The sequence below is a fragment of the Actinomadura coerulea genome (assembly GCF_014208105.1).
Taxonomy (GTDB): domain Bacteria; phylum Actinomycetota; class Actinomycetes; order Streptosporangiales; family Streptosporangiaceae; genus Spirillospora; species Spirillospora coerulea.
In genome coordinates this window covers 5,758,027-5,780,541 of sequence record NZ_JACHMQ010000001.1, presented here as the reverse complement: position 1 = coordinate 5,780,541, position 22,515 = coordinate 5,758,027, and the positions used below count along the sequence as shown (strand labels likewise).

21 protein-coding genes are annotated in these 22,515 nt (G+C 71.6%); 10 read left to right on the top strand and 11 right to left on the bottom strand.

Translation table 11 applies throughout. The annotated features are described in order from the left end of the window. Positions 1-6: 6 nt before the first annotated feature. The 6 genes from BKA00_RS26560 to BKA00_RS26535 form a co-directional block, all read right to left on the bottom strand. A complete protein-coding gene (locus BKA00_RS26560) occupies positions 7-768 on the bottom strand; it encodes a class I SAM-dependent methyltransferase (RefSeq protein ID WP_185029292.1) in 762 nt (253 codons plus the stop codon). Next, positions 765-1,412: a GNAT family N-acetyltransferase gene (locus BKA00_RS26555; protein WP_185029291.1), complete on the bottom strand. Its 648-nt coding sequence runs from the start codon at positions 1,410-1,412 to the stop codon at positions 765-767. The genes BKA00_RS26560 and BKA00_RS26555 overlap by 4 nt, the downstream gene beginning before the upstream one ends. A 133-nt stretch (positions 1,413-1,545) precedes the next feature. Then, entirely contained in the window at positions 1,546-1,743 is a 198-nt protein-coding gene (locus BKA00_RS26550; RefSeq protein WP_185029289.1) for a hypothetical protein, read from the bottom strand. A 64-nt stretch (positions 1,744-1,807) separates the two neighbouring features. Continuing rightward, positions 1,808-2,116, bottom strand: a complete 309-nt coding sequence (locus BKA00_RS26545; RefSeq protein WP_221493299.1) for a chorismate mutase — start codon at positions 2,114-2,116, stop codon at positions 1,808-1,810. Between the two features lie 24 nt (positions 2,117-2,140). Beyond that, on the bottom strand, positions 2,141-2,545 hold the full coding sequence (locus BKA00_RS26540) for a MarR family winged helix-turn-helix transcriptional regulator (RefSeq protein WP_185029285.1): 405 nt from the start codon (positions 2,543-2,545) through the stop codon (positions 2,141-2,143). Between the two features lie 35 nt (positions 2,546-2,580). Beyond that, a complete protein-coding gene (locus tag BKA00_RS26535) occupies positions 2,581-3,885 on the bottom strand; it encodes a GH1 family beta-glucosidase (RefSeq protein ID WP_185029283.1) in 1,305 nt (434 codons plus the stop codon). Positions 3,886-4,034: 149 nt separating this feature from the next. On the opposite strand from BKA00_RS26535, the gene BKA00_RS26530 reads away from it, so the two are divergent. The 5 genes from BKA00_RS26530 (at position 4,035) to BKA00_RS26510 (ending at position 9,015) form a co-directional block, all read left to right on the top strand. After that, positions 4,035-4,658 (top strand): TetR/AcrR family transcriptional regulator, encoded by a 624-nt coding sequence (locus BKA00_RS26530; protein WP_230298767.1) that lies wholly within the window; start codon positions 4,035-4,037, stop codon positions 4,656-4,658. Between the two features lie 83 nt (positions 4,659-4,741). Then, on the top strand, positions 4,742-5,350 hold the full coding sequence (locus BKA00_RS26525; RefSeq protein ID WP_230298768.1) for an LURP-one-related family protein: 609 nt from the start codon (positions 4,742-4,744) through the stop codon (positions 5,348-5,350). A gap of 175 nt (positions 5,351-5,525) precedes the next feature. Beyond that, positions 5,526-6,632, top strand: coding sequence for a ferritin-like domain-containing protein (locus tag BKA00_RS26520; RefSeq protein WP_185029279.1), 1,107 nt, complete (start codon positions 5,526-5,528; stop codon positions 6,630-6,632). Positions 6,633-6,893: 261 nt separating this feature from the next. After that, positions 6,894-7,904 (top strand): hypothetical protein, encoded by a 1,011-nt coding sequence (locus BKA00_RS26515; protein WP_185029278.1) that lies wholly within the window; start codon positions 6,894-6,896, stop codon positions 7,902-7,904. A 484-nt stretch (positions 7,905-8,388) separates the two neighbouring features. Next, a complete protein-coding gene (locus BKA00_RS26510) occupies positions 8,389-9,015 on the top strand; it encodes a septal ring lytic transglycosylase RlpA family protein (RefSeq protein WP_230298769.1) in 627 nt (208 codons plus the stop codon). A 52-nt stretch (positions 9,016-9,067) separates the two neighbouring features. On the opposite strand, the gene BKA00_RS26505 is transcribed toward BKA00_RS26510, so the two are convergent. Further along, positions 9,068-10,048, bottom strand: a complete 981-nt coding sequence (locus tag BKA00_RS26505; protein ID WP_185029274.1) for an alpha/beta hydrolase — start codon at positions 10,046-10,048, stop codon at positions 9,068-9,070. A 343-nt stretch (positions 10,049-10,391) separates the two neighbouring features. On the opposite strand from BKA00_RS26505, the gene BKA00_RS40620 reads away from it, so the two are divergent. Further along, complete coding sequence (locus BKA00_RS40620; protein WP_185029272.1) at positions 10,392-10,754, top strand: YkvA family protein; 363 nt, start codon at positions 10,392-10,394, stop codon at positions 10,752-10,754. Positions 10,755-10,765: 11 nt separating this feature from the next. Here the strand turns inward: BKA00_RS40620 and BKA00_RS26495 are convergent, their stop codons facing one another. Next, positions 10,766-11,515 (bottom strand): IclR family transcriptional regulator, encoded by a 750-nt coding sequence (locus BKA00_RS26495; protein ID WP_185029270.1) that lies wholly within the window; start codon positions 11,513-11,515, stop codon positions 10,766-10,768. Positions 11,516-11,784: 269 nt separating this feature from the next. Beyond that, entirely contained in the window at positions 11,785-11,973 is a 189-nt protein-coding gene (locus BKA00_RS26490) for a hypothetical protein (protein WP_185029268.1), read from the bottom strand. Between the two features lie 1,264 nt (positions 11,974-13,237). Between BKA00_RS26490 and BKA00_RS26485 the strand changes: the two genes are divergently transcribed. From BKA00_RS26485 to BKA00_RS26470, 4 genes are all read left to right on the top strand, one after another. Then, positions 13,238-13,543, top strand: coding sequence for a hypothetical protein (locus BKA00_RS26485; protein ID WP_185029266.1), 306 nt, complete (start codon positions 13,238-13,240; stop codon positions 13,541-13,543). Positions 13,544-13,699: 156 nt separating this feature from the next. After that, positions 13,700-13,948 (top strand): TFIIB-type zinc ribbon-containing protein, encoded by a 249-nt coding sequence (locus BKA00_RS26480; protein WP_185029264.1) that lies wholly within the window; start codon positions 13,700-13,702, stop codon positions 13,946-13,948. 268 nt (positions 13,949-14,216) lie between these two features. Then, positions 14,217-16,013: a fatty acyl-AMP ligase gene (locus BKA00_RS26475; protein ID WP_185029262.1), complete on the top strand. Its 1,797-nt coding sequence runs from the start codon at positions 14,217-14,219 to the stop codon at positions 16,011-16,013. 114 nt (positions 16,014-16,127) lie between these two features. Then, positions 16,128-18,797 carry an MMPL family transporter gene (locus BKA00_RS26470; RefSeq protein ID WP_338072164.1) on the top strand — a complete coding sequence of 890 codons (2,670 nt, stop codon included), beginning with the start codon at positions 16,128-16,130 and terminating at the stop codon, positions 18,795-18,797. Positions 18,798-18,840: 43 nt separating this feature from the next. Here the strand turns inward: BKA00_RS26470 and BKA00_RS40615 are convergent, their stop codons facing one another. Then, positions 18,841-20,070, bottom strand: coding sequence for a glycosyltransferase (locus tag BKA00_RS40615; RefSeq protein ID WP_185029258.1), 1,230 nt, complete (start codon positions 20,068-20,070; stop codon positions 18,841-18,843). 9 nt (positions 20,071-20,079) lie between these two features. Next, positions 20,080-22,308: an MFS transporter gene (locus tag BKA00_RS26460; protein WP_185029256.1), complete on the bottom strand. Its 2,229-nt coding sequence runs from the start codon at positions 22,306-22,308 to the stop codon at positions 20,080-20,082. Positions 22,309-22,515 lie beyond the last annotated feature (207 nt).

Here is a 22,515-nt window from a genome sequence, read left to right as displayed (position 1 = left end):
CCCGCCTCACGACGGCTTGCGGGCCTCGATGAGGGTGCGGGACGAATGGGCGGTGAAGACGCCGTCGCGCCGGATCCGCTCGTCCAGGTCGCGCAGGCGGTCGCGGTGGGCGTCGACGGTGAAGCCGGGGACGATCCAGATGACCTTGCGCAGGAAGTAGACGACCGCGCCGATGTCGAAGAACTCCATGCGGAGGCGCTCGGAACGCAGGTCCGTGATGTCGAGCCCCGCGGCCCGGGCCCCGGCGCTCTCGACTTCGGGGTCCCGTGCGTGGCGGGCCTCGGGCTGGGGGCCGAGGAAGAACTCGGTCAGCTCGAAGACGCTCGCCGGGCCGACATGCTGGGCGAGGTAGGTCCCGCCCGGGACGAGGACACGCGCGATCTCGGCCCACCGGACGGTGGCCGGATGGCGGCTGACGACCAGGTCGAACGCCTCGTCGGCGAAGGGGAGCCGCGACTCGCCGGAGCCGGCGACGACGACGGCGCCCCTGGGGTGCAGGAGGCGCGTGGCCTTCGCGATGTTCGGCGGCCACGACTCGGTCGCCGCCATCGCGGGCGGGAACTCCGCGGCGCCCGCGAGCACCTCCCCGCCGCCCGTCTCGATGTCGAGCGCCGCCCGCGCCCGGCCCAGCCGCTCGCTCATCAGCCGCTGGTACCCCCAGGACGGGCGCTGCTCGGTCGCGCGGCCCTCCAGCCAGGAGAAGTCCCAGCCCGCCACGGACACCGTCCCGGCCTCGGCGACCAGGTCGTCGAACGTCCGCTCCGTCATCTCGGGAGCCCCAGCATCGTCCGGCAGGGGGTGAGGCCCTCGATGGTGACGGGGACGGTGCGGTGGCGTTCCCAGTCGGCCCGGGTCAGCCGGTACCGCTGTTCGACGGTCACCGCCCCGCGGATGACGTGGCGTTCGATGCCGTTGGGCTGGTACCCGAGCTTGCGCGACACCGCGTTCGAGGCGTGGCTGTCCTCGAAGGCGGCGGAGGCGGCCTCCTCGGCGTCCAGGCCCGCGAAGGCCAGATGCAGGACGGCCGCTCTCATCTCCGTGCCGATGCCCTGGCCCTGGTGGCGCCGGCCGAGCCACGAGCCGGTCTCGACCTGCCGGAGGACGACGAGGTCGTGCGCCCACAGAGTCTGCTGCCCGACGACTTCGCCCTCATGGAACACGGTGAGGTCGAGCTCCCACTTCTCGGGAGTCCATTCCGCGAGCGTCTTCCAGTGGTGCTGGACGACGCCCCGCGCCACCTCGGCGGGCGGGCGGTCCGTCCAGGGCACCATGAACGGCATCGTCTCCGGGTCGTGGACGCCCTCGGCGGCGAGGTCGGCCAGCGCGGCGAGTTCCTCGGGCGAGGGCAGGCGCAGCTCCAGCCGCGGTGTCGTCAGCCGCAACCCGAGCGGCGGGAAGTGATCGACCAGCATCCCTTCACCATGGCCCTTCCGCCCGTCCCCGGCACCTTGTTTTGTCATTGCGGGCGAAGGCGCACGACCCGTGGTCGGACGATCCCGCTCGCTACGCGCGAACCGTCCCGGACTTCCTGGCCTGACCGGCGGGTCAGTGGCCCAGGACGAGGAAGACGATGCCGCCGACGACGTGGGCGATGACGGTCACGGCCAGGACGGCCACGAACAGGGCCTTCGCGGTGGGGTGGTCGAAGTGGGAGCCGGGGCGCCCGCGCTGGGACGACCTGCTCTGGGCCTGCTGTTCGAGCTCGTCCAGGGACGGCAGGAAGGACGGTCGCTTGAGGGCCATCGGGGAGCGTCCTCCTTGGTCGGGGGGCTGGGTCCACCTGCTTCAACGCGCCGCGGCCCTGTTTCTAATCCGCCGCCCGCGACCACCCGCGGCGTGTCGCGTGCTCGTCCAGCTCCAGGTCGATGAACGCGCCGATCATCGCGCGCCACACCGTCTCGGCGACCTCGGGCGAGAGCCCGGCGTCCGCGGCCCTCTCGCGCGCCAGCGCGACGACCCGCTCGACCCGGTCGGGCGCGCGGACGCCCTGTTCGTCGCGCTTGAAGGCGGCGGCCGCGCGCACCAGCCCCTCGCGTTCGGCCAGCAGCCGGACGAGCCGCCCGTCGATGGCGTCGATCCGCGCGCGCACGTCCGCGAGTGTCTCAGGAGTGTCCATGCGCATCAGCATGCCGCACGGCGGTCAGGAGAGGCGCAGCAGCAGGGCGAGGAGGGCCGCGCGGTCGTCCTCGGGCAGGGGCGCGAAGAGCTCGGCGAGGACCTCGTCGACGATCTGCCGGCCGGTGGCGAGGAGCTTCTCACCGGCGGGGGTGAGGTGGTGCTCGACGCTGCGGTTCCGGCCCGGGCGCCGGTCGATCAGCCCCTGGGCGGCCAGGCGTCCGGCGAGCGTCCCGAACGCCTGCTCGCTCTGGAACGTCTCCGCCGCCAGGGCGCGGGCGGACGCCCCGGGAGCGCGGCCGATCGCGCGCAGGCCGTCCCACTGCGCGGGCGTGGTGCCGGCGGCGGCGAGGCGGCTGTCGAGCGCACGGTGCTGCCGGTGGTGGGCCTGCCTGACCGCTCTCGCGAGTTCCTGCAGTTCGACGGACATGCGACCAGGGTAGAAGCGGCCGCCCGCCGGGTCCGTCAGCGACCCTTGGACGACGCGATGAGGTCCCGGTACCAGCCGTAGGACGTCTTCGGCGTGCGCTTCTGCGTCTCGTAGTCGACGTGGACCAGCCCGAAGCGGGGGTGGTAGCCCTCCGCCCATTCGAAGTTGTCCAGCAGCGACCAGGCGAAGTAGCCGCGGACGTCGACTCCCTCGTCGACGGCGGTGCGCACGGCCGCGATGTGGGCGTCCATGAACTCGATGCGGGACGGGTCGTCCACGGCGCCGCCGGGACCGGGCTCGTCGGCGAACGAGCAGCCGTTCTCGGTGATGTAGAGCGGCGGCAGGTCGTAGCGGGAGTCGAGGGTGCGCAGCAGCGACAGGAGGGCGTCGGGCACGATCGGCCAGCCCATCCCCGTCGTCGGGTACTCGGTGATGTCCACGATGTCGAACGGCAGCGGGCCCTCGGCCGGGGTCGCGATCCGCGTGGGGTTGTAGTAGTTCACCCCTAGGAAGTCGATGGGGGAGGCGATGACCGACATGTCCTCGGAGCGGATGAACGGCGCGTCCCCCATCAGGTCGGGGTAGCGGCCGAGCAGGACGGGGTCGGTGAACAGCCGGTTCATGAACGCGTCGAAGGCGTCGGCGGCGGGCCGGTCGGCGGGGGAGGCCGCCCAGGCCGGGGAGTAGTGGTTGGTGAGCCCGACCGTGCGCGCCCCCCGGCTGCGGAGGGCGTTGACGGCGAGGCCGTGGCCGAGGAGCTGGTGGTGGGCTGTGGGCAGCGCGTCGAGCAGGAGCGTCCTGCCCGGGGCGTAGACCCCGAACGCGTAGCCGTAGGCGGTGACGACCACGGGCTCGTTCAGGGTTATCCACATGTCGACGCGGTCGGAGAGGCGCTCGGCCGCCAGGTAGGAGAATTCGGCGAACCGGTAGGCGGTGTCACGCTCCATCCAGCCGCCGGCGTCTTCGAGCGGCTGCGGGAGGTCCCAGTGGTAGAGGGTGGCGGCGGGCGCGATGCCGGCGGCGAGCAGGCCGTCCACCAGCCGGTCGTAGAAGTCGAGGCCCTCGGCGTTGACGGCGCCGCTCCCGGAGGGCTGCACGCGCGGCCACGCGATCGAGAACCGGTAGGCGTCGACGCCGAGGCCCGCCATCAGCGCGACGTCCTCCGGCCAGCGGTGGTAGTGGTCGCACGCGACGTCGCCGGTGTGGCCGTCGCGGGTCCGTCCGGGCGTGTGGGAGAACGTGTCCCAGGTGGACGGTCCCCGCCCGTCCTCCCCGACCGCGCCCTCGATCTGGTAGGCGGCGGTGGCGACGCCCCAGCGGAAGTCCTCCGGAAGACCCATCCGCGCTTCCTTCCCCCATGGTCCGACCGAAAATGCGAATAGCCTTCGGATATTAGTGGCGGGGTGGTGCGGGCGGAAGACTCCCGCGACCCAGAGGTATGGCACGCAGTGCATGCTCGGCACCCCCGCGCGGGAGGGACAATGGCCAGGTGACCGAGATCCGAACCCCGCTCCGCCGCCGTCCCGCCCAGCGCCGCAGCGCCGAACGCGTCCAGCGGATGCTGGACGCCTGCGCCGAGATCCTGGACGAGGACGGCTACGACGGCCTGACCACCACGCGCATCGCCCAGCGCGCCGAGGTGGCGATCGGCTCGGTGTACCAGTTCTTCCCCGACAAGCGCGCGGTCGCGCAGGCGCTCGCGCTGCGCAACCTGGAGGAGTTCGGCGACCGGATCTCGGCGCGGCTCTCCGCGGGCAGGTTCGGCGACTGGTCCGACACCGTCGGCGCGATCATCGAGATCTTCGTGGAGATGCACCGCACCGTGCCCGGCTTCCGGGTGCTGCGCTTCGGCGACGTCGCCGACGTCAACCTGCTCGACTCCGACGCCGACAACAACGCGGTGGTCGCCGACCGGCTCCGCCGGATGATCGTGGACACCTTCGGCGTCCAGGACACCCCCGGCCTCGCCACCGCGCTCGCCATCTCGGTCGAGGCCGGCGACGCCGTGCTGAAGATGGCGTTCCGGCGCAGCCCGGAGGGCGACCCGCGGATCGTCGCCGAGGCCGAGCGGCTGATCCACGGGTACCTCGCCGCGCACATCCAGGAGTCCTGACCCGGACGTCGGACGCATCCGGAAACGCCGGATGAAAGGGACTTGCTATGGCAGACTCCCCTCCGCAAACCGACACGGAACGGGTGAGTTCGCTGGACGAGGAAAGACTCCAGGCACAGCGCAAGCTGCTGATCCGGCAGCGGGTGCGCCTGATGGTGAACCAGTACGAGGTGCACGCGGAGGGGCCGGACGGCGGGGAGGGCGAGCTGCTCGCCTTCGCGCAGCAGAAGCGGCTGGCGTTCAAGGAGCAGGTCACCCTGTACTCGGACGACTCCAAGACCCGCCCGATCCTCGGGTTCAAGGCGCGCAAGCGCATCGACCTCGCGTCGGCCTATGACATCACCGACGCCCACGGGCAGCCGATCGGGGTGTTCCGCAAGGACTTCAAGAAGTCGCTGCTCGCCTCCACCTGGCACCTGGAGCAGCCGGGCCTCGGCCTGACGACCGGCAGCGAGCGCAACAAGCTCGTCGCCGTGCTGCGACGTGTCTGGCAGTTCATCCCCTACGTCGAGAACCTGCCGTTCGCGTGGCCGTACCACTTCGACTTCTACGCCGGCGACCAGGTCGTGTTCAGCGTCGAGAAGAAGTTCGGCTTCCGCGACCGCTACATCGTCGAGATCAACGATCCGCGCCTGGACCGCCGCCTCGTCATCGCCCAGGCCGTCGGCCTGGACGCCCTCCAGTCCCGCTGACCCCGGGCCCTGCCGCCCGCTCGCCCGCACCCCCCGCCCGGGGGGCGCGGGCGAACGCGTTCCGGCGACTCCCTGGTTTAACCGGCCTTTACATGTTACGAAGGTATGTAAAGCCATGGGCGGTGCACACCCGCGTCGCGATCGTGCGGCGTCACCCCTGGAGGAGGATCCCCCCGTGAGTTCCCACGACCTCTACGCCACGCCGGTCCCGACCGACACGTGGAACGTCCCGATGGCGGGCGACACCCGCTTCACCTGGGAGTACGACGAGGGCCGCGACCGGCTGCTGAACCTGTACCAGAAGGGCAAGGACAAGCAGTGGGACGCGCAGAAGCGCATCGACTGGGACCTTGAGGTCGATCCGATCAACATCGCCGGGCTGCCGGAGAACTTCAACCCGCTGTTCGGATCCGACATCTGGGACAAGATGGGGCAGAAGGAAAAGGACGAATTCGGCCGCCACCAGGGCTCGTGGCTCTTCAGCCAGTTCCTGCACGGCGAGCAGGGCGCGCTGAACGTCTCGGCGCGCATCGTCCAGACCGTCCCCGACCTGGACTCGAAGTTCTACGCCGCCACCCAGACCATGGACGAGGCGCGGCACGTCGAGCTGTACGCGAAGTTCGTGCACGAGAAGATCGGCATGTACTACCCGATCAACCAGGACCTGGCGAAGCTGCTCGCCGAGTCGCTGGAGGACAGCCGCTGGGACCTGCCCTACCTCGGCATGCAGGTCCTGATCGAGGGCCTCGCCCTCGCCGCGTTCGGGCTGTACCGGGACATGTCGACCAACCCGCTGGTCAAGCAGCTTCTCGCGTACGTCATGCAGGACGAGGCGCGGCACGTCGCGTTCGGGCGGCTCGCGCTCAAGGACTACTACGCCGAGCTCACCGACAAGGAGCGGGCCGAGCGCGAGGAGTTCGTCGTCGAGGGCTGCTACCTGATGCGCGACCGCTTCAAGGGCCGCGAGGTCTTCGAGCAGCTCGACATGCCGGTCGAGCGGTGCATGGAGTACGTCGACAACTCCGACATGTACACCCTTTATCAGTCGCTGCTCTTCAGCCGCATCGTCCCGTGCGTCCGGGATGTGGGCCTCTGGGGCGACAAGGTGCAGGCCGCCTACGAGGACATGGGGGTCCTCGACAACGCCAAGGCCGACCTCGAAGCCCTGATGCGCCAGGACGAGGAGATCGCCGAGAAGGTCGACGAGGAGCGTTACGCGACCGAACTCGCCGCCCGCAAGGGCGAGGTCGACGAGGCCATCTCCCTCGGCGCCGCCGAGTAGCCCGTCCGGCCCGCGCGGGCGGGGGCGTCCCGAGGGGCGCCCCCGCCCTTGTTTTATCGAAAATTGTCGGCATTTGGTATTCCGCCGAACAGCTATGATCAGTTCATCTAGATCTTTCTGGTTTCCCCAAGTCATTTTCGAATCGGCCGCGTGCGGCACCGCGGTGTACTAGCGTCCCCGCTCGACGGTGCGCCGGGATTCACCAGCCGCTCGGGCGCACGCCACATGTGCAGGGCCAATCCGAAAACCCCGGGGGAAAAGATGAACCGCTCCGCCAGAAGCCTGCTGAGGGTCTCCGTCCTCGCCTCGTTCGCCGCCGCGGTCGCCGTGGCGGCCGTGCCGACGGACGCCGCGCCCGCGAAGGCGGCGCCGAGCGCCGCGGCCGGCCCGTCCACGCTGCTCCTCTACGAGACCGCCGCCACGGGCCATACCGTCATGCGCACGCTCCCGGAGCCGGTCGCCGGGACGGGCGCCCGGACCGCCGCCCTGGGCGGCGGCGCCGCGGACGGGGTGCTCCGGGCCGCTCCGGCGGCGTCTCGGATGCGCGCCGCCCGCGCCCGGTGCCGGGTGCGCCCGGCCGAGACGGTCGAGTCGAAGACCGGGCTGGGGTTGCCGGACGCGCAGCTGCCGGCCGTCGGCCAGGCCCCGATCGGCGGGCTTCCCCAAGGCGACTGCCCCGGTGCGACCCACCGCGACGCGCGCGACCGCAAGCCGGGGACGGCGCTGCCCGTCCTGTCCGGCGGAGGGGGCGACGTCCCCGGGACTCTGCTCGGCGGTACCGGCACGCTCGGCAAGGGCCTGCCCACCGGCAAGCTCCTGCCCGCGGGCAATGTCGGCCACCGCGAGGCCGCGCGGTCGGCCGTCCCGAACGGCCGCGCCGCCGAGGCGCCCATCAGCCTGGCGGGCCCCGGGCCGAACTCCGGGTTGCCGGACCTCGGGTCCCTGCTCGGCGGCGCGACTCCGGGCGGGCTGCCTCTCGGCAAGGTGCTCTTCCCGCCGGCCGCGCGGTACGCCGGGCCCGCTCCGTCCGGCGACCTGGTCGGGCAGGCCGACGGCACCGTGAACAAGGCCGGGGCCGGCCTCGGCCCGGCCGAGGGCGGCGTCGGCAACGTGGTGGACGTGCTGAAGGCGCGTGACGGCTCCCGCAGGATGGCGGACGGGGAGCCGGAGGACGGCCCGCTCTCCATGCCGGACGCGTCCGCGCTCGGCGTGCCGAAGGTGCCGGCGCTGCCCGCGGTTCCGAGGGTCCCGGCCCCCTCCGGGCGCGGCTGACGCGGACCCGTCGTCCCAGCTCGCGGGGCGGTCCGGTGGGAGTGATCTTCCGCCGGGCCGCCCCGTTCCGTTGTGCCGGATCCTTTGTTATCCGTCCGAGATCGGCGGTATGCACGCAGTAAAGACGATCTTGAAATGCGGTCACCCAGGGAAGTTGATCAGCTTCAGCGGGCAAAAGCTGAGGTGACAAATCCCACAAACAACGGCTCTACGTCTTGATCTGTGGAGGACACAACGTACGGTCAGGGAGTTGTGCGGCGCTTCAGCGATTTCGATAAATGAAGATGCCTTTCCAGCCGCACCTGCCGGACGCCGATACGCGATCAAGCGGGCGCGCCTGAGAGAGCGGCGCGGGGCGGGCTGAGGAGCCCGCGGGGCGGCGGGGGATCCGGGGACGGTCGACGTCGCCCGGCCACGCCGCGAGAGAACGGCGGTGATGTCCGCCTGGCGTCCGGGGTCCTGTCCCCTAACAAAGGACTCCTCTGTGGGTAGCCCTGTCAGGCGTCGTCTTCGAGCGCGCCTACGCACCATCCTGATCGTCCCCGGCGCCGCCGTCGCCGTCCTGGCCGTGGGCGCGTTCGCCCTGGCCGGGCGCGACGGCCCCGCCGACTCGGCCCAGGCGGCGCAGACCGCGCCGCAGGCCGCGGACCCGCTGGCGGACCGTCCGCACGGCGAGCCGACCCGGGCCGACCGAGGCCGGCCCCGCTCTCCGGAGCCGTCGCCTTCGAAGACTCCCAAGAAGATCAAGAAGAGGTCGCCGAAGGCGGACGACCAGGTCGCGAACCTGGCGAAGCGCAAGAAGAAGAAGCAGCACAAGGTCCTGGGTTCGGGATCCTGCGAGGCCTCCTACTACTGGGAGGGGCAGATGACCGCGAGCGGCGAGCGCTTCGACCCGACCGAGCTGACGGCGGCGCACAAGACGCTGCCGATGGGCTCGAAGGTGCGGGTGACCAACAAGAACAACGACCGTTCGGTCGTCGTCCGCATCAACGACCGCGGCCCGTACGCGGGCGGACGCTGCCTGGACCTGTCCAAGGCCGCCATGAAGAAGGTCGGCGGCACCGGATCGGGTGTCATTCCCGTCCGCTACGAGGTCCTGTCGAAGGGCTGATCCCGTCGGTTCCCATCCGCTCGGCGGGCGCCTCGGCGCGCCCGCCGGGCGGTCAGGACCCGCGGCCCAGCCCGGCGCCCGTCCGCGCGCCGGGGACGTTCCCGGCGCCGGACGACCACGAGCCGTGCCGCCGCTCCATCGGCTGCGTGTCGCCGTTCGCCTCGACCGGTCCGCCGGCGGGCGCGGCCTCCGCGGCCGCTCCGGGCGCGAGCGTGGCGAGGCGGTCGCGGAACCAGTCGGTGAGGACGCCGTCGACCCGGACGGCCTCGGTGATCGGCGGGCGCGGCTCGGTGCCGGGCTCGGCGGCCAGCGCGTGCCCCATCCGGAACGTGGTGGACTCCGCCTGCCCGCCGTGCCTGCGCAGCTCGTCGCGGAGCGCCGTGATCTCCCGTGCGGGGACGACGCGGTCCTTGGCGCCGCCGACGAGCAGGACCGGGACGCCGCGCGCGGCGATGTCGGCGGCGCGGGCCCCGAGGTCGAGCCGGTCGGCGAGCGCGACGGCGTGCTCGCTCCAGACGCGTTCCGAACCGGACCGCTTCTCCACCGCCCGCGCGGCGCGCGCCGGGGCGACGACGGGGGCGACGAGCGCGGCGGTGCTCACCGGGACCGCCCCGTGCGCGACGGCGAGCAGAGCGGCGGCGGCGCCCGCGCTGAAGCCCGCGAGGCCGACCGGGCCTTCCGGGACGCCGAGGTCGCGGCGGATCTCCGCGAGCGCGTCGGGCAACCGCCGGACGGCGTTCTCCAGGGCCGTGCAGTACGCCTCGATGCTCTCGGTCTCCAGGATCGCGCCGGAGCCGAGGCCGCCGGGCGAGCGGCCCGGCAGGTCCAGGTAGAGGCGCCACACGGGCACGCCCGTCATCGGGATCGCCGTCGCCAGCGCGCTCGCCGTCCGGGGCGGGTCGAAGCCGGGCCAGGCCACGATCAGGCGGGTCGGGCCGGACGCGGTCGCGTCGACGGCGGTCGGGGGCAGCGCGACGTAGGCGTCGCCTGCCGCGGTGCCGTGGACGGGGCGGTTCGTATGGTCGCCGCTCATATCGGTACGTCAGCTCCTGCGATGCTCGACGGGCCATGCCGGTCGTGCCGGGCGGAGGCGGCGCTCCCCCGGATCCCCCATGCTCGCAGCGGACGCCAGCCGACACGCCGCGAACCGCCGCAGGCCGACCACGAGAGTGATGAACAACTCACCCGAGGTCACTTGAATCGGGCTTGACCAGCGGATCCGCTCGCCGGCCCTCCCGGCGGCGGCCCGGACGGCCGGGCCGTGACCCGCGCCTCATGATCGATCGAGGGGAACAAACCCGGCACTCGTCGCGTCCTAGTCGTACGTGGGCGTTGCGGGGGCGCGCCCTCACCTACGTCAGATACAAGGAGTGCTGGTGGACAGGAAGCGCAGTGCGGCCGCCGCCGGGCAGGCCTGGCATATCTACCGCGAGACGCTCGAACCCGACGCGCCGGGATTCTGGGAGCGCGTCCGCGCCGTCCCCAGGATGCTGAAGTCGGTCCTGCGCGGGCAGTACAAGGGGATGTCCTTCGGGACGCTCGGACTGCTCGCCCTCGGGCTCGTCTACATCATCTCCCCGATCGACGCCATCCCCGACGTCATCCCCGTCGTGGGCATCGCCGACGACACGGGCCTGGCCCTCTGGCTGGCCTCCGTCCTGGTGAAGTCCGCGGGCGACTTCGTCGCCTGGGAGCGCGGCGGACGCCCCACCGTCATCGTCGGCGAGCCCGTCGACTGACCCGCACGGCCTCAGGGCGCGGCCGGGCCGAGTTCCCTGGCGAAACGGTCCGCGGCGTCGCGCATGATGGGCACGACGCTCGGAACGGCCTCGTGCGTCATCCGTCCTGAAGGCCCCGACACCGAGATGGCCGTCAGCGTCGGCGCGCCTTGCAGCGCCACAGCGACGCAGCGGACACCGACCTCCTGCTCCTCGTCGTCTACCGCGTAGCCCTGCCGGCGGATCCTCTCCAGTTCCGCCAGCAGGGCTTCTGCGTCCGTGAACGTGTTGGGGGTGTGCGCGTCCATGCCCGTCCTGGCGAGGATCTCGCGGACCCGCTGGTCGGGCAGTTGCGCCAGGAGCGCCTTCCCCACCCCCGTGCAGTGCGGCTGGACTCGCCGCCCCACCTCGGTGAACATGCGCATCGAGTGCTTCGACGGCACCTGCGCGACGTACACGGCCTCGTCCCCTTCCAGGACCGCCATGTTGGCCGTCTCGCCGACCTCCTCCACCAGCCGGGACAGCACCGGGCGCGCCCACGTGCCGAGCAGGCGGCTCGCGCCCTCGCCGAGCCGGATGAGGCGCGGGCCCAGGGCATAGCGCTTGGACGGCTCCTGCCGGACATAGCCCTGGTTGACCAGCGTCCGCATCAGCCGGTAGATCGTCGGCATCGGCAGCCCGGAGGCCTCCGTCAGCTCCGACAGCGCCATCTCGCCGCCCGCGTCCGCCAGATGCTCCAGCAGATCGAACGCGCGGGCCAGCGACCGAACGCCCTCCGTCACCCGTGACTCCTCTCCCTAGCGATCACCCGATTCTACGGAGATTCGATTTCGCTGTGCGAAAGAGGGTGGGTTGCTGTGATGCGGCACGTTAATTCAGTGAGTGACGCGGCAATAACTCCTTGTGTCCAGCATCGCGGCACCGCCTCCGGGTGGCCGTGAGGAGACCGCGAGGGGGAGCGTGTGCGAGGGGAGCGTCGGAGGGCCCGCTGGGGCGCGATCACGGTGAGCAGCGCGCTGGCCGCGCCGCTCACGCTGATGAGTCCCGCGGCTCAGGCGATACCGGAGGCGGCCCCGTCCAGGGTCAGGCTGCGCGTGTCCATGTCACCCGGCGGCGTCACGATCCAGGGATCGGAGTACACGCTGCCGTTCACCGTCCGGGTCCGCACCGAGGGCGGCGTCGCCCGCAAGGTCGGCCTTCGCCTCACGGCCGACCGCCCGTTGTCCTGGACGAGCCGCACGCCGGACTGCTCGCCCCTTGGCTCCGGCCAGGGACTGCGCTGCACCCTGGGCGATGTGGATTCGGGTGGGCGTCTCAGTAGCGGAACCGTCTTCTCGAAAGCCGCCCGGCACGCGCTGAAAAGCGCTTCGCCGATTCCGTCCAGCGCCGGCCCGGCTCATAGCCCGTCCACCGGGAACGAGCTCACGCCCTGCGAGCAAAGCAAGGCGAGCGCGGCCGCCACCCACCCGTGCACGTCGCCTTCCGGCGGCGAGCTCACACCCCGCGCCAAGCCGAACCAGAGTTCGCAGCCTGCTGCGGGTGGCGCGGAGACGCACTGTGTGGCCGTCCCCTCCGACAAGAGCGGTCGCCAATGCACGTCGTCTTCCGGCGGGGAGTCGGCGCATGGGGTCAAGCCGCGGCCCACCGCGCAGCCTGGTGGAGGCGGCGCGTCACCTTCCGGGGACGAGCCGGCTCATAGTGCAGGGGCTAACCCTAGTTCGCAGTCGGGTGGGGGCCGGCCCACGCATTGTGCAGGGGGCAACGTTGGCGCGAGCGGGCGTGCGTGCCCGTCGCCGTCCAGGGGTGGCTCGACACCCGGTGTTAAGCCGTCCGGTACTTCACCGGGAGCGGGAGGGACGCCGTCGAAGTGTGTGGATGGCAGTTCTGACGGAGCCGGGCGGCCGTGTGCGTCGTCTGGTGGTGGATCGACCCACGGTGGTAAGCCGAGCCCCAGTCGGAAGCCTGCCCCCGGGGCCCACCCACGGCCGGTGGGGCCGGGTGGGCCGTCTACGCCCTGCGTGGGGAGCAGCACGACCGTGGATGGGTGGCCGTGTCCGACGACGGTTGGCGGGAAGTCGCCTCACATCGCTGCGCCGTCCCATGGCGACAAGCCACGCCAGAGCGCGAAGCCGCCCTCTGACGTCCTGCCACCCCACAGCGCGAAGCCACGCCACAGCGCGAAGCCGTCCGGTAGTGCGAAGCCGGGTGGTGATACGAACTCGTTGCACGGCGGGAAGCCCCCGCACGGTGTGAAACCTTCGCAGGGCGCGAAACCCTCGGAGGGTGTGAAGCCTTCGCAGGGTGCTATGCCTTCGCAGGGTGTTGAGCCGAGTGTGAGCGCCAAGCCGGGGGAGAGCGCGAAGCCGGCGGAGAGTGCGAAGCCAGGCCAGGGTGGTGAGCCGAAGGCGGGGGGCCAGCCGGGCGGGGGCGGCCTCCCGGGCGGGGGCGGTCTGCCGTCGGGAGGCGGGCCTCCTGCGGACGGGCCGCAGGCGCCGGGTGGGGGCGTGCAGCCGGGCGACGGGGCTGCTCCGATTCCGCCCGGACAGGCGCTGCCGACGCCGTCGGCGCCCGTCGTCCTGCCGCCGGTGAGGCCTCCGAACCTGCCGCCGGTGGCCGATGCGAGTCGTACGAGCCTGATGTCCCCGGCCGGTGCGGAGGAAGGCGACGGTACGGACTGGGCGGTCGTCGTCGCCGTGGCCCTGGTGGCCGAGATCGGCCTGTTGTGGGGCGCGGCCTGCATCGTGGCGGCGCGGCGCCGGGGGGCGCTCGGCCGCGCCGAGTCCCGGGCAGAGCAGGACAGAACAGGCTGACACCGGCGAAGGGGCTAAGGCGAATCGAACGGACGCACATCCCCGTCCCGCATCCGAATCAGCGGGTGAGTGTCCTGGTATCGACCCGAAAAGGGCCCGGTGTCAGTATGCTGACCGGCGACGGTAAACGCGGGCGTGACGGACAGGGGATCCGGTATGTCAGACGCGACGCTGCAGTGCCCGAAGTGCGACTCCAGGCTCGACACCCACGAACGCCACGGGGTCGTGATCGAGGAATGCCCGGGATGCAAGGGCGTCTTCCTCGACCGCGGCGAGCTGGAGCAGCTCATCGACGCGGAGAGCCGCTACCTCGCCGAACTCCCGGACGAGGTGAACCCGGAGACGACGTACCAGGGGCGGCACCGCCGGGGCATCATGCAGCAGATCTTCTCCGCCGGCCGGTAGCCCCGGGCACGGTCGGTGACCGGCCGTGAGCCCAGGTGTGAATGGGCATTTCCTCTTGTCACGGGGATGACAAACCGTGCTTCGGCGAATGTGACCGGCAGCTAATATCGCCCACTGACTACCATCCGGTAGCTTGTGATCATCGCCGGTCACCGGGGCGTTCCAGACAGAGTCGTCCGGCAGGCGCGGCGCACCTCGCCGGCGGAGTGCGACCCCCTCACAGCACCGTCCACGGCCCCGTCCGGCCCGTCCCCTCGGGAGATGATCAATGGCATTGGGCTCGCTGCTTCCCGAACTCCTGCCCGGCGGCTCCGGCCGCACCCCGCTGATCGAGCGGGCCGCGCGGTGGGCGAGGGAGAAGCCGGACGCCCCGGCCTACACCTTCGTCGACTACTCGGCCGACCCGGCCGGCGCGCACCTCACGCTGAGCTGGGCCGAGACCGACCGGCGGGCGCGCGCCATGGCGGTGACGCTCCGGCAGGTCACCGGGCCCGGGGAGCGCGCCGCGCTGCTGCTGCCGCAGACGCTCGAATACATGATGACCATGCTGGGCGCCCTGTACTCGCACGTCATCGCGGTTCCGCTGTTCTCGCCCGACCTGCCGGGGCACGCCGACCGGCTGATCGGCGCCTACACCGACGCCGAGCCCGCGGTGATCGTCACGACGCGGAACGCGCTGCCGCACGTGGAGAAGTTCCTCGCCGACCACGACGTCCCGCAGCCGAAGGAGATCGTGTTCGCCGAGGAGGTCGACCTCGCCCTGGCGGACCGCTGGCGGGACGAGACGATCGCGTTCGACGACGTCGCCTACCTGCAGTACACGTCGGGATCGACGCGACGTCCGGCCGGGGTGGAGATCACCCACGGGAACGTGACGGCGAACGCCGCGCAGCTGTGGGCCGGGTGGGCGCCCGAGAAGCCGGACCCCGAGCTGGTGAGCTGGCTGCCGCTGTTCCACGACATGGGGCTGATCGCGACGATGGCGCTGCCGCTGGTGCGCGGCGACCACGCCATCTACACCGACCCGGTCTCGTTCATCATGAACCCGATGCGGTGGCTCCAGCTCATCGCCGGGCGTCCCGGCAAGAACGTCTACACCGCCGGGCCGAACTTCGCCTACGAGTACGCCGCCTCCATGGCCGCGCCGGAGAAGATCGCCGATCTGGACCTGTCCGGGCTGACGACCTGCCTGAACGGCGCGGAGCCGATCCGCACGTCGACGCTGTCGATGTTCGCCGACGCGCTCGCGCCGGCCGGGCTGCGTCCGGGGGCGCAGGCGCCGGGCTACGGGCTGGCCGAGGCCACCGTGTTCGTCACGGCCGCCGCCGAGGACGTCCCGCCGAAGATCATCTCCGTGGACCGGGAGGCGCTCACCCGAGGCGACCTGCGGCTCCGCGAGGACGGCGCGGAGGGGACGACCGAACTGGTGTCGTGCGGGCGCCCGTGCGGGCAGTTCGTCGCGATCGTCGACCCCGAGGCCCGCGTCGAGCAGCCGGACGGACGGGTCGGCGAGATCTGGGTGCACGGCCCCAACACGGCGCCGGGCTACTGGCGCAACTCCGAGCGGAGCCAGGAGACGTTCGGCGGCGAGCTGTCCGAGCCCGGGGACCTGCCGTCCGGGCCGTGGATGAAGACCGGTGACTACGGGGTCGTCCACGAGGGTGAGCTCTATGTGACCGGCCGTATCAAGGACCTCATCATCGTGGACGGCCGCAACCACTACCCGCAGGACATCGAGGTCACCGCCCAGGAGGCCCACCCGGCGGTCCGCCCCGACCACGTGGCCGCGTTCGCGCTCACCGGGGAGGAGACCGAGCGGCTGGTGATCGTCGCCGAGCGCAACCGCCGCGTCCCCCTCGGGCGGCTCGACGTGGACGAGGTGGAGTCGGCGGTCCGCGCGGCCGTCAACGTCGAGCACGAGATGAGCGTCCACGCGTTCGTGTTGATCGAACCGGGTGGCGTGTCGCGCACCTCCAGCGGGAAGATCGCACGGGCCGCCACCCGGCAGCGCTACCTGGACGGCGACCTGGCGACGACCGCGGACCGCCTGGCGACGCGCAGGTGACGACGGAACCGGCCGCGCGGGGGCGAGTGAGCCTCCGGGCGGCCGCGGCGAAACAGGAGGATCATGCTTTCGGGGCTGGGGCGTCTCATCCACCGGCGACGCTGGACCAGCCTCGTGCTGATTCTGATCATGACCGGGGTGGCGGGCGCCTGGGGACTCGGCGTGTTCGCCAAGTTCAAGGAGGGCGGCTTCGAGGACCCTGACGCGTCCTCGACGCTCGTCGCCAAGCTGGGCGCGACGTACTTCGGCAGCACCAACCCCGACGTCCTCGTCCTGTATTCGAGCGACACCATGACGGTGGACGACCCGCGCTTCGAGGCGAGCGTCGTCACCACCATCGCGCGGCTGCCCAGGGCACAGGTCGACGAGATCATCTCCTACTGGTCGTTCAACGGCGACGCCGCGCGCACGTTCGCCTCCCACGACCGGCACTCGACGTTCGTCGCGGTGAAGCTGAAGGGCAAGGAGGCCGCGGACAAGTCGGAGAACTACCACGCCGTCAAGGACCGCCTGGCCGCGCCGGGGCTCGACGTCCGGTACGGCGGCAACGTCCCGTTGGGCGAGGAGTTCGGCCAGCAGGTCGTGGCCGACATCGTCCGCGCGGAGACCATCACCGCGCTGCCCCTGCTCATCCTGCTCGTCATCCTGTTCGGCGCCGTGACGGCCTCGGTCCTGCCCATCATCGTGGGCGTCTTCTCGACGGTCGGCGGACTGGCCGTCCTGCACGTGGTGACGTACGCGGCGGACGTGACGTCCTTCGCCCTGGAAGTCGTCACGATGATGGGCGTCGGCCTGGCGATCGACTATTCGCTGTTCATCATCAGCCGTTTCCGTGAGGAACTCCAACGCGGCATGACCGCACAAGGTCTGCCACCGGGGAAACCGTGGAAGCGAGAACGCGACAAGGCGGCGCGCAAGGCCGCCAAGCAGGCGCACAGGACGGCGCTCAAGCCCATCCGTGAGGCCGCCTTGGCCGCCACCATGGCGACGGCGGGCCGCACCATCATGGTCAGCGGCGTCACCGTCTCGGCGGCTCTCGCCGGCCTCCTGCTCTTTCCGCAGATGTTCCTCCGCACGATCGGGCTCGCCGGCATAGCAACCGTCATGGTCGCGGTGTTCGGAGCAACCGTCCTGCTGCCGACTCTGTTGGCTCTTCTGGGGCCGCGTGTCGAGGGCGGGCAGATGTGGTGGCGGCGTCCCACGGCCAAGCGCGCGCGGCGAGACCCCGAGAGCGGCTTCTGGTTCCGGCTAGGCAACAGCGTGATGAAGCACCCGCTCCCGTACTTCGCGGCCGTGCTCGTCATCCTGGGCGTGATGTTCGTGCCGTTCCTGAACGTCCAGTTCGGCAGCGTGGACGCCCGCGTCCTGCCCAAGGACAGCCCCACCCGCGCCGTGGTGGAGACCATCAAGAAGGACTTCCCCAACGGGTCCGTCGAGCCCATCGACGTGGTGGTGTCCGGAGACCTCATCCCGCGCGACTGGACGCCGTCCGGCAAGGGCGACCCCATCCCGCCCTATCTGGAGCAGTTCAGGAAGCAGCTCGCGTCGCTCCCCGGCGTCACCGAGGCCCAGTTCACCGGCTACTCCGGCTCGTACGGGGGCGTGCGCATCTCCGTCACGCACAAGTACGAGCCGATGGACCAGCACGCCCAGGACCTCGTCACCGAGATCCGCGGGATGGGCCTGTCCAAGGACGGCTACCCGATGCACATCGACGTCGGTGGCAGCACCGCCGGCCAGATGGACCTGATGTCGAGCCTGATGAGATCCCTGCCGAAGATGGCGCTCGTCGTCGGGATCGCCACGTTCGTCCTGCTGTTCATGTTCTTCGGCTCGATCGTCCTGCCGCTCAAGGCCATCGTCATGAACGTCCTGTCGATCGGCGCCTCGTTCGGCGCGATCGTCTGGGGCTTCCAGTACGGGCACCTCGCCGGGCTGCTGAACTTCACCCCCACCGGCGGCGTCGAGGCCACCAGCATGATCCTCATCCTCGCGGTCGTGTTCGGCCTGTCCATGGACTACGAGGTCTTCCTGCTGAGCCGCATCCGCGAGGAATGGGACCTCACGCACGACAACCGCGTCGCCGTCGCATCCGGCATGCAGCACACGGGCGGCATCATCACCAGCGCCGCGCTGCTCTTCCTCCTCGTCATCGCCGCGTTCAGCATGGCCGGGATCACCGTCGTGAAGCTGATCGGCGTCGGCATGTTCGTGGCCGTCGTCGTGGACGCCGCCCTCGTCCGCTCCCTCCTCGTCCCCGCCACGATGCGGTTCATGGGCGCGGCCAACTGGTGGCTTCCGGGCTTCCTCGCCGGCCTGCACGCCCGCATGGACCTGCGCGAACGCACCGCCCTCGTCCCGGCCGGCGGCACCGTCGCCCCGCCCCGCCTCCCGGAGGAGCAACCCTTCCCCTACGCCATCAACTGGGCGGAATCGACCCCGCCTCCCGCGGCCGCGCCGCCGAACGGAAACGTCCGCCCGGACATCGCCGAGCCGGACGCTCCGGCGGAGGTGCCGCGCGCCCGGCGGCGGCCGGACGCGAACGCCGCGTTCCACGCCGTCCCGCAGCCGAACGCGGACGAGTCGCCGGAACTGGTCTTCCAGACGGCCCCCGACGGGGCGGCGCCCGGCCGGGCGCCCGAGCCCGAGGGCGCGCCCTGGGCGCCGTGGGCGGACGGCCCGCCGCAACCCGCGCCGCGCCCCGCCCCGCGCACCCGGCGCGTGATCGTCCCCAAGCCGGACGGCTCGGGCTGGCACTGGGGCGAGGAGTCCGGCACTCCCTGACACCGGGTGAAGCGCCCGGCCTTCCCCTCCCGCCCGAGCGCCGTCACAGGAGCGAGTCGATGATCTCCTGAGCCCGTCCGATGCCGTCCTCGGCCCTGACGCGCCGGCCCAGTTCGCTCGCCCGGTCGGACATCCCCTGGTCCCGGACCGCACGCCGGATCTTCCTGGCGAGCCGCGGGACGGTCATCGCGCGGAACGGCAGCGGGGCGGGCCCGGCCCCCAGCGCGGCGACGCGCTCGCCCCAGTACGGCTGGTCGCCGAAGAACGGGCACACCACGGTGGGCACACCAGCCCGCAGCCCCGCCGCCGTCGTACCGGCGCCCCCGTGGTGCACGACCGCCGCCATGCGCGGGAACAGCCATGAGTGCGGCACGTCCCGGACGGCGAACACGTCCTCGTCCGACGTCGCCGGGTCGCCCTGCACGATGCCCCGGACTCCGGCGAGCTTCAGGGCCGTCCGCACGGCCAGCCCGGTCATCTCGGCGTCCTTCGGCACCATGCTCCCGAACCCGACGTACACCGGCGCGGGCCCGGCCGCCAGGAACTCCGCGAGTGCGCCGGGAGGCTCCCACTCCGGCTCGTCGAGGAACCAGTAGCCCGTCAGGTTCACGTTGGAGGCCCAGTCTCCGGGGCGCGGAACCACCACCGGGCTGAAGCACGCGAGCACCGGCCCGCCGTCGGCCCGCCGGCCCCGCAGCGGCAGCCGCGGCAACCCGAGCGCCTCGTCCCGCCACGGGTTGATGAACGGGCGCGACAGCTGCCACGCGATCTGGTCGACCGCGCGGAAGCTCGCCCGGTTCGCCCACGGCCCGAGCACGCGCGCCTGCGGGACGAACGGGTGCGGGAACGCCCCGGTCGGCTCGCTCGGCTGGAAATGAATCAGCGCCCACGGAACACCGAGATGTTCGCCCAGATGCCGGGGAAGGAAACCGAGCGTGGGTCCGAGAATCAGATCCGCGCCCTTACAGGCGTCCGAACACTCCGCCAGCAGCCGTTCGGCCATCGGCCCGAGGATCCGCCGGAAGCCGCCGAGGAACTTCACCGGATTCCGCCCGCCGGCCAGCAGCTCCTGCCCGGCGTCCGATTCGAGGATCTCCGTCGGATCCGCCGTCAGCGGCGCGAGCTCCAGCCCCGCCGCGACGACCATCGGCGAGTACCGCGCGCTCGCCACCAGCCGCACCTCGTCCCCCCGCGCCCGCAGCGCCCGTCCCAGCGCCACGCAGGGCTGGATGTCCCCCCGCGACCCCGCCGCGAAGATCACGATCCGGCTCACGTCTACCTCCTACCAGGCGTCATTGCGCGGGACGATGCGAGGCTCCTCCACCGGCTCCGCCTCGGGCACGTAGGGCTCGTACCACCCCTCCGGAGGCGCCGGCCGCCCGTCCTCGCCTTCGGCGGACTCCGCCGCGTCCCCGCCGCGCTGCTCGTCCTCAAGCGGGAGACCGGCCTCGGGTGCCTTCTCCGGCTCCCCCGCGGGTTGCCCGAGATGTGTGGAGCCGTGCTCCTCGCCTTCCTCCGCGCCGCCCTGGACCGCCGCTCCAGGGGCGGTATCGGCCGCGTCCTCGACCGCCAGGGGTTCGCCTTCCTCTTCCGGACGGGAACCCGCGTCGCTCATGAGCGCCGGTCGCCCTTCCGGCTCGGCGGCGACTTCGTGAGGGGCGGTCTGAAGGGGCTGGACGAGGTCGTTCGGCGGGATCTTCGGACGCTCCCCGAGGGGGGCGGTGAAGCCGGGCGCTTCGTCGGCCGTGCTCTGCTCGCCGGTCTGGTCGGACGGCCCGGACGGCCCGGACGGCCCGGACGGCTGGGAGGCGGGCGTGCCGGGTGACGCCTCGGGGGGCGGCCAGTCTTTCCAGGGGTTGGGTGCGGGAGGGGGCGGGGGCCAGGGGGTTTCGGCGGCCCAGGTGGCGGTGTCGTCCCGGGGGTTCGGGGCGGTGTCGGTCCACCAGTGGGGGCCCGGGGTGGGGTCGGGCATGGGGTCTTCCTCCCAGGTGAGGGGGAGTGGGAGGGGCTCGCCCGGCGGGGTCGCGACGGCGACGGGGGCGGTCAGGGCGGGGACGGGCTCGCGGGGGGCCGGGTCGGGGCGGCGGGGCTCGGGTTCGACCAGCGGGGAGGACTTGCCGTGCTTCGGCCCCAGCCAGCCGCGGCGGCTGGGGAGGGTGAGGCCGCTGATCAGGCCGCCGACGAGGACGAGGGCGGCGCCGAGGATGAGCCCCGAGGCGGTGCCGCTGCGGAACGTCTCCAGCTCGGCGGCGCTCGCGCCCTCCGCGGGGACGTGGTGGACGAGCAGGCCGATGATGGCGATGCCGAAGGCGCCCGAGGCCTCGCGGATGACGTTGATGATGCCGCTCGCGACGCCCGCCTGCTGCTCCGGCACCGCTTTCAGGACGTACATGACGAGCGGCATGCCCATCGCGGCGCCGACGCCGACGGTCATGACGCCGGGCATGAGGTCGGCGTAGCCGTCGCCCTGCTGGATGGTGGAGAACAGGAACATGCCGAAGGCCATGAGGGCGAGGCCGCCGCCGATGGCGGGCCGGGGGCCGAGCTTGGCGGCCAGCCAGAACGCGACGGGCGTCATGACCATGATGGCGATGGACGGCGGCAGCATCACCAGGCCGGCCTGGGGCGGGGAGAAGCCGAGGAAGCGCTGCAGGAACGTCGCCGAATAGAAGATCATCCCGTTGAAGCCGATGCCGTAGAGCATCTGGGAGAGCAGGCCGCCGGCGAAGACCCGGTTGCGGAAGAACCGCAAATTGATCATCGGGTCGGGGGCCCAGTTCTCCACCAGCACGAAACAGGCCAGGGCGATGAACGCGAGGGCGAACACGCTGAGGACGGACGGGTCGCTCCAGCCGTGCTTGTTCCCCGACTCCAGCCCGTAGGTGAAGGCGAACAGCATCGTGGCGGAGATGAGGACGCCGGGCAGGTCGACCCGGGCGTCGCGGTTCTCGCCCTTGCCGGTGAGGACGACCAGGCCGAGCAGGATGACCAGGACGCCGGGCACGATGTTGATCAGGAAGATCCAGCCCCAGCTCCACTGCTGGACGATGAAGCCGCCGATGGTGGGCCCGAGGGCGGTGGCGCTGGCGCCGGCGCCGACCCAGACGATCGTGCCGAGGGAGCGCTGCTTGTCGGTGCGTCCGACGGTGACCATGACCTGCGTCGCGGGGAGGGCCAGGGCGGCGCCCGCGCCCTGCGTGACGCGGGCGAGGATGAGGGTCGCCGAGTCGGGGGCGAGGCCGCAGACGGCCGACGCGGCGGTGAAGACGACCATCCCGGTCACGAAGGTGACGCGGCAGCCGAAGACGTCGGTGAGCCGTCCGCCCGCCACCATCAGGCAGGAGAACATCAGGATGTAGCCGGTGGCGACCCAGTCCTTGGCGGAGTTGGACATGTCGAGGTCGCTCATGATGGTGGGCAGCGCGTTCGCGACCACCGTGTTGTCCATGGTGATCATGAACGCGCTGACGGCCACCACCGCCAGCGCCCATCGGTATCGGCCGCGGGTCAACAGTCCGTACGGCGTGAACTCCCGCACCGGCCGCGGAAATCCGCCGCTTCCCCCTAAAAACAGTCGTCGCTATTGTTACTATTGGTTGGCGCTTCGTTACTCGGCCCTGACTCCGGGCCGTGGTACCACAACTATCCCATCAGGCCACATTGGTTACTGCCGAGTCTTGTCATCGCCGTGACAAGACGAGAGGGAGAAAAGTGGTCT

Excerpts from the sequence above, each read along its gene's own strand:
- BKA00_RS26480 (WP_185029264.1), top strand. The coding sequence starts at position 13,700 with ATGTCAGACGCGACGCTGCAGTGCCCGAAGTGCGACTCCAGGCTCGAC.
- BKA00_RS26535 (WP_185029283.1), bottom strand. The coding sequence starts at position 3,885 with ATGGGTCTTCCGGAGGACTTCCGCTGGGGCGTCGCCACCGCCGCCTAC.
- BKA00_RS26475 (WP_185029262.1), top strand. The coding sequence starts at position 14,217 with ATGGCATTGGGCTCGCTGCTTCCCGAACTCCTGCCCGGCGGCTCCGGC.
- BKA00_RS26555 (WP_185029291.1), bottom strand. The coding sequence starts at position 1,412 with ATGCTGGTCGATCACTTCCCGCCGCTCGGGTTGCGGCTGACGACACCG.
- BKA00_RS26560 (WP_185029292.1), bottom strand. The coding sequence starts at position 768 with ATGACGGAGCGGACGTTCGACGACCTGGTCGCCGAGGCCGGGACGGTG.
- BKA00_RS26550 (WP_185029289.1), bottom strand. The coding sequence starts at position 1,743 with ATGGCCCTCAAGCGACCGTCCTTCCTGCCGTCCCTGGACGAGCTCGAA.
- BKA00_RS26545 (WP_221493299.1), bottom strand. The coding sequence starts at position 2,116 with ATGGACACTCCTGAGACACTCGCGGACGTGCGCGCGCGGATCGACGCC.
- BKA00_RS26515 (WP_185029278.1), top strand. The coding sequence starts at position 6,894 with ATGAACCGCTCCGCCAGAAGCCTGCTGAGGGTCTCCGTCCTCGCCTCG.
- BKA00_RS26505 (WP_185029274.1), bottom strand. The coding sequence starts at position 10,048 with ATGAGCGGCGACCATACGAACCGCCCCGTCCACGGCACCGCGGCAGGC.
- BKA00_RS26540 (WP_185029285.1), bottom strand. The coding sequence starts at position 2,545 with ATGTCCGTCGAACTGCAGGAACTCGCGAGAGCGGTCAGGCAGGCCCAC.